This is a genomic window from Streptomyces sp. NPDC056161 (assembly GCF_042268025.1).
Classification (GTDB): domain Bacteria; phylum Actinomycetota; class Actinomycetes; order Streptomycetales; family Streptomycetaceae; genus Streptomyces.
The window spans coordinates 1-11,866 of sequence record NZ_JBHJUV010000110.1; the positions used below are offsets into that span (position 1 = coordinate 1).

At 65.9% G+C, this 11,866-nt stretch carries 10 protein-coding genes and 1 pseudogene; 5 read left to right on the forward strand and 6 right to left on the reverse strand.

Annotation, left to right across the window (positions count from 1 at the left end; all coding sequences use genetic code 11):
- The first annotated feature begins 567 nt into the window (after positions 1-567).
- Entirely contained in the window at positions 568-1,047 is a 480-nt protein-coding gene (locus ACFC09_RS45000; RefSeq protein WP_376538829.1) for a transposase, read from the forward strand.
- A 278-nt stretch (positions 1,048-1,325) separates the two neighbouring features.
- Here ACFC09_RS45000 and ACFC09_RS45005 read toward each other — a convergent pair whose 3' ends face one another.
- The 6 genes from ACFC09_RS45005 to ACFC09_RS45030 all read right to left on the reverse strand — a co-directional run bounded on the left by ACFC09_RS45005 (position 1,326) and on the right by ACFC09_RS45030 (position 8,264).
- Positions 1,326-1,907, reverse strand: coding sequence for a transposase family protein (locus ACFC09_RS45005; RefSeq protein ID WP_376538831.1), 582 nt, complete (start codon positions 1,905-1,907; stop codon positions 1,326-1,328).
- Entirely contained in the window at positions 1,908-2,159 is a 252-nt protein-coding gene (locus ACFC09_RS45010) for a hypothetical protein (RefSeq protein ID WP_376538833.1), read from the reverse strand.
- A 78-nt stretch (positions 2,160-2,237) separates the two neighbouring features.
- The gene (locus ACFC09_RS45015) at positions 2,238-2,723 is read right to left on the reverse strand and encodes a hypothetical protein (RefSeq protein WP_376538835.1); all 486 of its coding nucleotides are present in this window, start codon (positions 2,721-2,723) and stop codon (positions 2,238-2,240) included.
- Positions 2,724-2,953: 230 nt separating this feature from the next.
- The gene (locus ACFC09_RS45020) at positions 2,954-4,342 is read right to left on the reverse strand and encodes a hypothetical protein (RefSeq protein ID WP_376538837.1); all 1,389 of its coding nucleotides are present in this window, start codon (positions 4,340-4,342) and stop codon (positions 2,954-2,956) included.
- Positions 4,343-4,398: 56 nt separating this feature from the next.
- Complete coding sequence (gene ltrA, locus ACFC09_RS45025; RefSeq protein WP_376538839.1) at positions 4,399-6,489, reverse strand: group II intron reverse transcriptase/maturase; 2,091 nt, start codon at positions 6,487-6,489, stop codon at positions 4,399-4,401.
- Positions 6,490-7,145: 656 nt separating this feature from the next.
- The gene (locus ACFC09_RS45030) at positions 7,146-8,264 is read right to left on the reverse strand and encodes an IS630 family transposase (protein ID WP_376538841.1); all 1,119 of its coding nucleotides are present in this window, start codon (positions 8,262-8,264) and stop codon (positions 7,146-7,148) included.
- A gap of 332 nt (positions 8,265-8,596) precedes the next feature.
- Between ACFC09_RS45030 and ACFC09_RS45035 the strand changes: the two genes are divergently transcribed.
- The 4 genes and pseudogenes from ACFC09_RS45035 to ACFC09_RS45050 all read left to right on the forward strand — a co-directional run.
- Positions 8,597-8,743: a hypothetical protein gene (locus tag ACFC09_RS45035; protein WP_376538843.1), complete on the forward strand. Its 147-nt coding sequence runs from the start codon at positions 8,597-8,599 to the stop codon at positions 8,741-8,743.
- A gap of 302 nt (positions 8,744-9,045) precedes the next feature.
- A complete protein-coding gene (locus ACFC09_RS45040; RefSeq protein ID WP_376538845.1) occupies positions 9,046-10,668 on the forward strand; it encodes a trypsin-like serine protease in 1,623 nt (540 codons plus the stop codon).
- 117 nt (positions 10,669-10,785) lie between these two features.
- On the forward strand, positions 10,786-11,580 hold the full coding sequence (locus ACFC09_RS45045; protein WP_376538847.1) for a response regulator transcription factor: 795 nt from the start codon (positions 10,786-10,788) through the stop codon (positions 11,578-11,580).
- Between the two features lie 110 nt (positions 11,581-11,690).
- Positions 11,691-11,866 (forward strand): annotated as a pseudogene (locus tag ACFC09_RS45050) (transposase); the annotation flags it as partial.

Sequence of the window (11,866 nt, forward strand, 5' to 3'; positions counted from 1 at the left end):
CCGCTCCGGCAGGTGCCGGGCGGTCACAACGGGTGGTCTCCCAGGCCGGGACGTTACAGATGACGGCCCGCCAGGCGGGCCGGCAGACCTCGCCTTTACGGTCGCGTTGGGCGGCGCGCCCTGGTCGGACGCGGCCGTCCTACGGGCCGGGGCCCGGTATGTTCAAGGGATCCGGCCGGCCGTAGCGCGCCGCGCCATTCGGACCAGCCGGAGGCCGAGACGCCGCGAGATCCCGCGCACGAACATCCCGAACCCGTGATGTGGACGTGGCCCGGCGACTCAGGCCCCGCACTACCTACCGCCATCGCCTACTGGTAGCTGTCGCCCGGGCCGGTTACCCATCACTGGCAGTCATAGTGATATCCGGGTCCCCGGTGGTCGTGACCCAATCACTGACTGACGTCCTGCTGGACTGTCCTTGCTTTGATCTGTCCGACCGCCGGGCCCGGTTCCCAGGGCTCCGGCCGGGCGGAGCATGACCTCATAGGAGCCTGGCCAGAGGCCCCCTGACTGTCCTGTCTGCCCTTTCCGGCCGGAGCTACCTTCGGCAAGGAAGGCATCTCCACCATGACAGGCACAGAGGCGGCGGACACCATGGACCAAGTCGTGGTTGGCGGGGTGGACTTGCACGCCGACACCATCCACGTCGCCGTGGTGACCGACCGGGGCGGGCACCTCGCCGACGCCCAGTTCCCCACCAACGCTGCCGGATACGTTGCCGCGATCGCCTTCCTGCAGGCTCACGGCATCGTCGCTGCCATCGGCGTGGAGGGCACGTCCTCCTACGGCTCCGGTTTCACACACGCCGCCCGGCAGGCCGGCCTGGCCGTCGTCGAGGTCAACCGGCCCGACAAGGCCGAACGCCGCAGGATCGGCAAGTCCGACCCGATCGACGCATACGCCGCGGCCCGCGCCGTTGTCTCCGGTCGCGCGACCAGTGCTCCGAAGGACGGGTCCATCGTCGGGATACGTGCCCTGCAGACCGCCGCCCGCTCGGCAATCAAGGCCCGCACCGCGACACTCAACCAGATCACGCACACCTCCTGATCACCGCCCCCGATGCCATCCGCACCAAGTACACCGCCCTGTCCGGTGACAAGCGCGTCACCACCCTCGCCCGACTCCGGCCGGCCAGCGACCCCGCGCACGCCCCGCTCCTGACAGCCCTGCGCACGCTGGCCAAACGGGTCCAGAGCCTGACCGAGGAACACACGACCCTGACTGAGCTCGTTTCATCCTGAAGTTGCTGGTCGGGGGGCTGGTGTGGTGGTGGTTGGGTGTACTCGTGCTGGCAGGGTGGCATGATTGTCGGGCTTGATCGTTCGTCAGCGGGTGGTCTGGAGTTGGGTCAGCACCAGCGGGGCCCGCAGCAGTGTGGTCGCGTATGCCGCTCTCATGCGGACCTTCGTCAGCACGCGCCATGCCTTGAGGTCGGCGAAGCCGTGTTCGTTGGTGGCACGTTCGCGGCTGACCAGTCGGTTTGCCTCCTTCTGGGCGGGGGTCAGCGGCTTGCCGCGGGCAGCCTTGCGCCCAGTGCTGATCACCGGGCCGTCGGGATCGTCGTCCAGGCCGACGAAGCCCAGGTCGGCGATCGCTCCCAGGCCGGCCTTCGGTAACTGGGCGGTGATCTTGCTGCGGCGGGCGGTGGTGATCTCACTCGAGCGCCCCGGAGCGGCCGCCGAGATCCACATCAGGTTGCCCCTCTCGTCGGTCAGCGCGAGGAAGAGCAGGCCGTGAGCTTTGTGTTTGCCCGAGTAGTTGGGCCGGTCCTGGTCCCCGGTGCGTCTGCGGGTGCGGACCAGGGTGCCGTCGAGCAGCACGATCGCACCGCCGGCCTTCGCGATCTTCTTCAGGGCGCGGTCCAGCCGCGGGGCCTGGGCGGCGAGCAGTCCGATGACCTCGAGCACTCAGCGTCGCAGGGTGGCGGCGGAGATGTCGTTGCCGCCGGCCAGATCGGAAAGGCGCTGGTCATGGCGTAGGAAGGCGAGGACCAGCAGGGCCTGCCGTCCCGGGTTCAGCTTGCGCCAACGCGAGTCGATCGCCTTGCGCCGCGCCCGGATCAGACCCGCGACGTGTGTCACCACGCTGCTGGACAGGGGGAGTTTGACTCGGTAAATCAGTGGGGGTGCGCCCTCGGCCGGGCTGTTGTTGTTCGTCACACAACGCCAACACCCGCCGGGGGCCACGCTGCTGCGGCCCGATCCGGCCGTGTCGGCACCCACCGTGCCGAGCCGGGATCAGTCCGGCATCGTGAACAGGCCCGGTGCCCCCTCGCGCAGCCAGCCCCGGTCGGCCAGGCGCTTCATCCGCGCGCGCATCGCCTCCACCTTGCGCGGCTCGGTCCCGATGCCGAGGCGTTCGCACATCTGCTTGCACCGCACCGGGCCACCCGCCGCAGCCACCTCCTGCAGCACCCGCTGGTACTCGGCCGACAGATCTCCAGGTCCGGCCGCATCCTTGCGGTACGGCACCACCCGCCCCGGCACCACGACCGTGGCCGCGGCCGAATCATCGTCCCCCGCCGCCTCCCCGGCCGCCGCGTCCTCGGCGAGCAGTTGCGCAACGACCTGCTCCGCCGCCGCGACGCGGGCCAGCTCCGCCTCGGCCTCCGCCAGTTGCTTGCCCAGCAGTGGCCTGCTCAGCGAGATAGGCGCGGTGCGCGCCGAGCCGCTCCAGTATCGGGTCCACCGATCCCCCCGCCGTCCGCGTGATGCCTCTGACACGGATCGTAGGCACACCCATACCCAGCATGCAGGAAAAACGGGCAGTCACCCAAGAATCCTTGACAGACGATCAAGTCCGACGACCATGCCGCACTGCCAGCACGAGTACACCCAACCACCACCACACCAGACCCGTGACCAGCCACTTCAAGATGAAACGGGCTCACTGACCTTCAGGTCGCCGTGCCGGTCGCCAAGGGGGCTGAAGGGGAGAAGCTCCGTCATGAGGGTCATTTTCGGCGGTGGGTGGACTTTCCCCCCGTGCCGTGTCCGGACGAAGCGGCAGGTCGGCTCTCCTGCTGGGACGGGCCGGCCTGGAACTGGCCGTATCCGACGGGCAGGTAGTGGGACGCGGACACCTGGCGGGCCGCTATAGATCGCACATACTGATCGTACGAATCGCTGGGAGGGTACGGGGCGGATGAGGAATCCGGCTGGCAATCCTGCGGGGAGGGAGCGGCGGACGCAGCCACCCTCGATGGAAACGCCTCCTGGGCGGGACCAGCGGCCGGAGACTGAAGATACGGGGCGTACGGGGCGCGACAGGAGTACGAACCGGACTGCGCGACGTAATCCATCGGCCAGTGGCCCTGCGGCGAGTATCCCTGCGTTGCGCCGTAATTCACGTACCGCTCCCCATCCCACCCTGCTGGCTGGAATGGATCGGCCTGGGCAGCATCGGTATGACCGGACAAACCGGCAGACTCAGCCGGGCCCGCGACCGGTATTCCTCGCGACAAAACCTGCAGAGAATCTCTCTTTGCGTACTTGTCGGCATCCAGCCTGTTCTGCACGGCGAGATCCACCAACTTCTGACTCACGCCATATTGCTCCGAATTACGCAGCCAAGCCCTGAGCGTCTGAGCGTTGACACCCACAGCCGCCGCATATTCGGCTACCCTGCCATTTTGCTCGATATAGCCTAGAATATAGCCCCTCCTTTGATCGTCCGTGTATACCGTCCGGTCGCGGACCCTCCGCGCCGGCTCTTTATTCACCTCTTCCTGCGATACGTCATATTTATTGAGCTGTTCGCTCGGGTCCCGCAACCTGTGCGCCTCCCGCCTGTTCTGCGCGGCGAGATCCACCAACTCCTGGCTCACACCATATTTCTGCGAATTACGCAGCCAATCCGCGAGCAGTTGATGCCGAACACCCACAGCCGCAGCATATGCGTGTACCGTACCTCTTTGCCCGAGATAGCCGAGTACGTAATCCCTCTTCTGGTCGTCCGTATAGACCTTGCGGAGGCGCCTTAGCTTCCGACCCTCCTTGCATTGATTCACCTCCTTCTGCGATACACCGTATTTACCGGCATTTCTCGCCCAACTCTCTATTGATGCGGCAGGGACGGGTCTGGCCCACCCGGCACCAAAATCGGCCAACGTCCGCTCGAGCGGGTCCCTCAACCACTCCTCAAGAATCCGTTTGACATCACGCGTACCCTTGCGACCCTTCAGGGTCTCGGGATCCACACCATATTTCTGCGATTCGTTTACCCATTCAGAGAAACGCGACTGGCTCATTCCTATTTCTTTGCTGAATTGCGTCTGGGTTTTATCGCTTCTACTGAAATCTTCCAAAAAGGCTTTCTTTTGGGCATCGGAGTAGTTTGGCATGTCTCCTCCTTGTTGGGGCGGCTGATTCGTGCTAGTGTCTCGTGATCCTGATTGCGCTACTTCGAGTTGTTATTGACGAGTTTCTTCACACTGGTCTGGACGAGTCGGACCTTGGCGAGGATCTCGTCGGTGGTGGCGGTCCAGGTGAAGGGTTTCGCGTTCTCGTTCCAGGAGTCGATGTAGTCGCGGATCTGTTTGACCAGGGCGTTGACGCTTGCGAACGTGCCGCGGCGGATGGACTGCCGGGTGATGATCCCGAACCAGATCTCGTCGGGTAGGACCGCTGCATTGCTGCAGCGGTCCCCCCTCAGAACCGGCCGTGCCCGCTTTCCAGGCAACCGGCTCAAGCAAACCCCTTGGGCTCGCGGGCGAACAGAAGCCCTGGTCACCGGCCGAGGCCAGTGGTCAGCCAACGCTGACAGTGGGTGTGTCAGGCGTGAGGCGGCGGGTCTGTCCGGCTTGCCGTTGCCCGCTTCGGCGGTGACCGCGTGTTTGCGGATCGCGATACGGGTGACCTTGAGCCACTGCTCCCACTGGTCGGGGGTTTGCGGCTCATGGTCGGCGTGCAGCAGCAGCCCTCCGCAGAGGGGGCATCGGCCGTCTTGCATCTGCAACAGATGCAAGGTGCCTTTGCCCAGCGGGAGTTTGCCTCGGCGGCGCCGCTTGGCCCAGAAGTCGGCCAGGGCAGGATCGTCGGTTGACGCCCTCCCTGGCACCATCCGGTGCCGGACGATCGGCGTCCAGGCGAACTTGTAGAGGTAGAAACCGCTGGCGCGGTCCCCGAATACCCACGTGTCCTGCCTGAACGGGTTGAACATGCCGAAGTACCGGGCGGTCACCCAGCGCATCGGCTTGTTCGGGTGGGAGAATTTGGCCCACTTGTAGACCAGTCTCCACACGTAGGCGTCCAGCGAGTTGAACGCCCGCTTGGACACCCCGATCCGGTAGTAGGCAGCCCAGCCCTTGATGATCGGGTTGAGCTTGGCGATCACCGCGTCGGCGTTAGCCCCTCGCAGGGCCAACATCTCGGTGGCGAGCCGTTTCCGGATCCGCCGCAGGGCCGCTTTGCTCGGCTTGGTCAGCAGCTTTCCGCGGTAGCGTCGGATGTTGAACCCCAGGAAGTCGCAGCCCTCATCGAGGTGGACGATGCGCGTCTTGTCCTCGTTGAAGGCCAGCCCCCGGGGCGCGAGCCACGCAGCCAGCCGGGCCTTGACCTGCTCGGCCTGTTCCCGTGAATGGCACAGGGCGAGCAGGTCGTCGGCGTAGACGACCAGAACCGGAGAGTCACGCGCCAGGTTCGCGGCATCATTGCCGAGAGTTTGGTAGCGGACTACAGCGGCCTTTCCCATTCCGTGCAAGGCTATGTTCAACAACGCGGGACTGATCACCCCGCCCTGGGGAGTTCCCTCCACCGTCGGGGTGAACCAACCTTTCTCGACCACACCGGCCTTCAGCCATCCGGCAACCACTCCCCTCCCGGGAAAGGTGCCCAATGACGCGAGCAGATGATCGTGGTCGATTCGGTCGAATGCCGCTTTCAAGTCGGCGTCGAGCACCCACAGGCGTTTGGCGTTCTTACCGCTCGCCGTCGTGTGGATGGCGTCGATCGCGTCATGACAGCCACGGCCGGGGCGAAAGCCGTAGACCTTCGGCTCCAGCCGTGCCTCCCACTCGGGCTCCAGTGCATTCAACGTCAGAGCTTGTAGGCATCTGTCTGCGATCACGGGAATTCCGATTTGGCGCTGTTTCCCATTCGCCTTGGCTATATACACCCGCTTGACGGGCTTGGGCTTCCACGGGGCCGCGTCATGCTGGACCCAGTCGGCCAACTCGGCCTTTTCCTGGGGCGGCAGGACGACTTTCCCGTCGATGCCAGCCGTCTTGCGGCCAGCGTTGACCTCCGTGACCCGCCGCACACTCGCAAGTGTGTTGGCGCGGGAGCGGAGCATCAGCTTCTGCAGATTCCTGACCTTAGCCAGGTCTCCTGCCTGCGATGCCGTGAAGATGCGTTGCCGCAGACGCCGTACGTCGTCCTCAACGGTCCGCCAGTCGATCGACGGCCAGTCGGTGATCTCGTCCTCCGGTCCGTTCGCCGTGCCGGCGGCGGTCGCAGCGGCGTGCGCCGCCTCGACCGTGTGTGTCGTCATGGCGTCCAACTTGCCCTTCGGTTCCGGTGTCTTCGGTCATCGTTTCTTCACGGGCTCACCAGACCCACGTCAGCGCCCTTTCAGGCCGGGGTATCGGCCCCTATCCGGCCAGTTATGCGGGGCCGCCGACGGAGGTGTCAGCGTATGGTTCCCGGTTTCCTGTTGCCTTTCAGCGACCGGCATTCGCTTGCTGGGTCTTCCTGCGCCCGCTGGAGAGTTGGACCTTCCTTGCGGTTGGCTTACCAGGCCAGAACTGCATTGCCTGGACTCCATCGGGGTTGTCACGTTCCGCATGAGAGAGATGCTGCCGGTGAGGGCGCCCTCTGCACCCCGGGAACGGCGGTGCACTCCCGACTGGCCAGATTTCTCCAGTCGGCGCCTGCCGCTTTCCAGTGGCCAGTTCCTATCTCCCGCTGAAACGACCCATCGGCGAGAGTGCTCATGACGAGGCATCATCAAGGGTTCATTCGCATTCACCCGTCCGGCATTTCCCAGCCTGTAACCCTTGGATGGGACAAGGATCCTCGGGCATTTCCTCAGGCTTCGCACCCCGCGATTACTCACGACGCACGCTGAGGCGGGAACGAGCCCTGCGCACAGGCTCGGGTCCTACACCTTCGACATCAGTCGAACCTCCTTGGTGATTTCCACTCTTCTCAAGCGACTTCGTGTCGCACGACCTGGTTCATCCACGAGGAACCGGTGGGGGTGAAGTGGACGTGGAAGCGGGGGTGCTTTCCAAGCCACGTCTTGATCTCGGCGGTGTTGTGGGTGGCGTAATTGTCACAGACCAGGTGGACGTCGAGGCCGGCGGGCACGGCCTTGTCGATCGTGACAAGGAACTTCTTGAACTCGATGGCACGGTGGCGGCGATGCAGCTCCGATATGACGCTGTCGTCGGCGATGTTGAAGGCGGCGAACAGGCTGGTGATGCCGTGCCGGTAATAGTCGTGGGTGCGCCGTTCGGGCATGCCCGGCATCATCGGCAGTACCGGCTGGGACCGGTCCAGTGCCTGGATTTGGCTCTTCTCGTCCACGCATAACACCACCGCCTTCTCGGGCGGATGGTGGTACAAACCGACGACGTCGACGACCTTGGCGACGAACTGCGGGTCGGTGGAGAGCTTGAAAGCGTCCTGGAGATGAGGCTTGAGGTCGAACTTCTTCCAGATCCGCCCGATGGTGGACTTCGACAGGGCGGAGTGCTTCGCCATCGAGGCCCTCGACCAGTGTGTGTCTCTGCCCGGGGTGGCCTCCAAGGTCGCGGTGAGCACGTCTTCGACCTGGTCGAGCAGGATCGAGGGCGGCCGGCCGGGACGCGGCTCATCGGTCAGTCCGTCCAGCCGCAAGCGGATGAATCTCGACCGCCAGCGGTTCACCGTTCCGTGCGATACACCGAGTTCGGCGGCGATCTCCTTGTTCGTCCCGCCTTCCGCACACCGCAACACGATCCTCGCCCGCAGCGCCAGGAACTGCGCGGTCTTCGCCCGCCTCGCCCGGCGCGTCAACTCCGCCCGCTCGGCCTCAGACAGCACCAGCTCCGGCTTGCGCCGACCCGGCCGCGGTTCGTCCACCAGGCCCTCCAGTCGCCGGGCCACAAACCGCGAGCGCCACTTGCGCACCGTATCCGTACTCACCCCGAAGCCCACTGCCACAGTGGTGTTTGACGCCCCGTCCGCACAGGCCAGGATGATCCGGGCCCGTTTCGCCACACGAGCCGAAACCGCGCCGTCCGCCCAGCGCGACAACTCCGCACACTCCTCGGCAGACAGCACGACTTCAACAGCACGAGGACCCCGAGACGTCATGAAAACAGCCTACAGACTTAGAGTCGGCATTACTGGCGCAGGACACTAGTCCGGCGTGGCCAGTGTCCGGCATGTCGGGGCCGGTAGGGCAAGAGGGCGGCCGTAAGGAGACAAAGGGAGCATAGGCAGGCATGGCGAGCAGCCACCCGATGCTCCCCCGGTCTTTGACGGCGCGTGACGATTTCGTGGTGTGCCAACCCGGGTTGTACCGAGATCTATCCGATGCGGACCGGCGGCGCGCACGCCCACCACGGCCCGGGCGGCCCGCGCCCTGGCCTCGACCCTTCCGAGGAGATGGCATGACCGAGATGACGTTCGGTCACGTGGCGGACGACACGGTGGTTCGTACGGGGCTGCTGCAGACCGGCGCCTGCAACCTCGCCCCGATTCCGGGGACCGACGGCTCGACGCCGAGCTCACGGGTGCGCTCCGTCTGCACGGGGTGACGCGTTCAGCCCGCCTCGGGCTGTGCGGGCTCTACCTGGTGCAAGCAGTACACGCACTTGGATGCCAAGTCGACGCGGCCCGTGCAGCGTCGGCACTGCCCGCGTTCGAGGACCGGCCCCCGGCCTGTCCGCGCACGCTGATACACAACTGAGAAGTTGCCGTGCGGCGCTTGATACGCGGGTGAGACCTGCCGGCGGACTGCCGGGTCCAGGATCTCGGTCGGACGGGACGGCAGGGTGCTGTTCCTCCGTACAAACCTGCCGGAGCGATGGCCCTCGGCGGACGAAATGGGGAGTGACTCATGCTCAAGTGGACAAGTCCGAGGGCGGCCGCCGTCCTGACGACGGGGGTCGCGGTGACCGCGACCGTGATGGCTGCCTTACCGGCGCAGGCCATCGTGGGTGGCACCGAGTCAACGCGGGCTTACTCGTTCATGGGATCGTTCCAGCCGTCCTATCCCTCGCCGCCGCGCCCGGACGGGCACGGCTGTGGGGTGGAGGTCCTGGCGCCTCAATGGGTCCTGACTGCCAGTCACTGCGCCGGCCGGAACCCTACTGGTGCGAAGGTGGGTGTCCCGCGTGGCTGGAAGGTCCGGGTCGGGTCACTGGATACCACGTCCGGAGGCGAGGTCGCCGAAGTTGACCACTACTACCGGCTGGCGACCAGTAGCGATGATGGGGGGTTCTGGGGCCGGGACATGGCGTTGATGCACCTGCGGACCCCGGTTCGGGCCAGGCCGGTGCGGATTGCCTCGTCCACGCCGCCGGACAACACGCCTGTCCGCATCATGGGCTGGGGCATGACCTGCGACGACAGCACCAGTCCGGCGTGTTTCCCGACACGGTTGAGGGAGGCTGACACCGTGGTGCAGCCGATTTCGACGTGTCCGTCACACGCCGCCAGCGGGGAGTTGTGCATCGGTAGCGCCGACGGCAGCGTCGCCGCGTCGAACATGGACTCCGGTGGGCCTGCGCTGGTTCGCGAGGGCGACCAGTGGGTGGTGGCCGGTGTGGTCAGCGGCCCCGACGAAAGCGGCAAGACGCTGTACGCCGATGTCACCAGGCATGCCGACTGGATCAACGGGATCATCTCCGGCACCAACGTGCCCCCCGACGACCCGATCCCGAATGTGGAAGGCGCGGCAGATCTGGGTAACTGCGTAGGCTCAGTGGTCAGCACTCCGGCCTTCCGGCCGCAGGACCTGGCGCTGTTGCTGACCAACGGTCACTGCGTGCAGCAACAGCGGCCCGCGCCCGGAACCGCGCTGGTGGACCAGCCGACCGACCGCAAGGTGTCGATCGCCGATCGTCAGGGCTACCCCCAGACCACCGTCCATGCGAACCGGTTGGTGTACGCGACGATGACCGGCACCGACATCGCACTGTACCGCCTGGACAAGACCTACGCGCAGTTGAAAGCCGAGGGCGCGAAAGTCTTCCGACTCACCTCCACCCCCGTGCGCGCAGGCGACCCGCTGACCTTGGCCTACACCGGTGGCCGCCTTGGGTGCACCGCCGAGGCCGTGGTCACGCACCTGCGGGAGGGCGGATACCAGCAGGACGACTCGATCCGGTACGCCACCAGCGAAGACTGTCTCCCCTGGCACGGCACCTCCGGTTCTGCGCTGCTGGCCCCCGACGGCACCACGGTCGTGGGGGTCCACAACACCCACAACGAAGCCGGTGAACAGTGCACCGACAACAACCCCTGCGAGGTGGGCCCGGACGGAGCCGTGACCTCCGTGCAGGGCCGTGGCTACGGCCAGCAGGTTTACCTGATTGCGGGCTGCCTGACCGAGGGGTCGAAGCTTGACCTGTCTCACCGGGGCTGCACCCTCACTGGTGCCGCGCCCCGTCCCGACCACCGCAACGACCGCCCCAGTGACCAGGACCGGCGCAGCGGCTTCCGGATCCACGCGTCCTGATCCGATCACAACACCCGTGAACCCAGGCCCGGCGCGGGCGCGGGGGAGGCAGAATTCGGCGGGTAGGGATTCCCCGTCGCATGATGGGCCTTCAGCACCTACGTCTGATGGGGAGAGATGCCGGATCCAGCGGCTGGGGGAGACGCCCTGGTGCCCGTGGTGATCCTGCTCGTCGAGGACGACGAGGTGATCCGCAGGTCGGTCGCGATGGCGCTGGAGCGCTACGGCTACGGGGTCACCTCCGCTGGTGACGGACTGACCGGTCTCGAACTGTTCAGGGAAGGCGGGCACGACCTGTTGTTGCTGGACGTCATGCTCCCGGAGCTCGACGGCATCGGGTTGTGCCGCCGGATCCGGGAGACCAGCACGGCTCCGATCCTGATGATGTCGGCCCGCGGGGACACACCGGATGTCGTGTCCGGCCTTGAGGCGGGCGCCGACGACTATGTCGTCAAGCCGGTCGACACCGCGATGCTGGTGGCCCGGATCCGATCGCTGCTGCGCCGCGCCACGGTCGCGCCGACCGCGGCACCGGCCGATGCTGCCGTCGCGGCGGCGGACGGATCCAGAGTCCGCCCGCCGGACGGCTCGGCTCGTCTTGATCAGAGCGCCCCGAGCCATCAGCGCGCCCGGCTCGTCTTCGGAGACCTGGCCATCGACATGGCTGGCCTGGAGGTGTTCCTGGCCGGTGAGCCGGTCGCGCTGGCCCCCACCGAACTTCGGCTGCTGCTGGAGTTCGTCGCACACCCCGGTATCGTCCTGTACCGGCAGACACTGCTGCGCAACGTGTGGGACTTCGGCTGGGACGGCGACAGTCGTGTGGTCGACCTGTGCGTGCAACGACTGCGAAAGAAGATCGACGCCGAGCGTATCGAGATGGTCCGAGGCTTCGGCTACAAGCTGAGGCGCTGACATGGGAACCCCACGGGCCCTGTTCGACTCGGGAACCAAACAGACCCTGCTCAACTGGCGTTCGCTGGAAGATCGCCCTGTTCGGTGGCCGCGGCGTGCTGCGGATCTGTTTCGCAACCAAGAACGAGCACTTCAGGCAGATGCTGCAACGCGCCGTCGACGCCGGTGTGCCGTTCGCATGGGTGACCGCGGACGAGGCATACGGACAGGTCAAACACACACGTTTCTGGCTGGAGCAGCGCAAGGTCGCCCACGTGATGGCCACGAAGGTCAACGACACGGTGGT

Excerpts from the sequence above, each read along its gene's own strand:
- ACFC09_RS45000 (WP_376538829.1), top strand. The coding sequence starts at position 568 with ATGACAGGCACAGAGGCGGCGGACACCATGGACCAAGTCGTGGTTGGC.
- ACFC09_RS45020 (WP_376538837.1), bottom strand. The coding sequence starts at position 4,342 with ATGCCAAACTACTCCGATGCCCAAAAGAAAGCCTTTTTGGAAGATTTC.
- ltrA (WP_376538839.1), bottom strand. The coding sequence starts at position 6,489 with ATGACGACACACACGGTCGAGGCGGCGCACGCCGCTGCGACCGCCGCC.
- ACFC09_RS45035 (WP_376538843.1), top strand. The coding sequence starts at position 8,597 with ATGACCGAGATGACGTTCGGTCACGTGGCGGACGACACGGTGGTTCGT.
- ACFC09_RS45040 (WP_376538845.1), top strand. The coding sequence starts at position 9,046 with ATGCTCAAGTGGACAAGTCCGAGGGCGGCCGCCGTCCTGACGACGGGG.
- ACFC09_RS45045 (WP_376538847.1), top strand. The coding sequence starts at position 10,786 with ATGCCGGATCCAGCGGCTGGGGGAGACGCCCTGGTGCCCGTGGTGATC.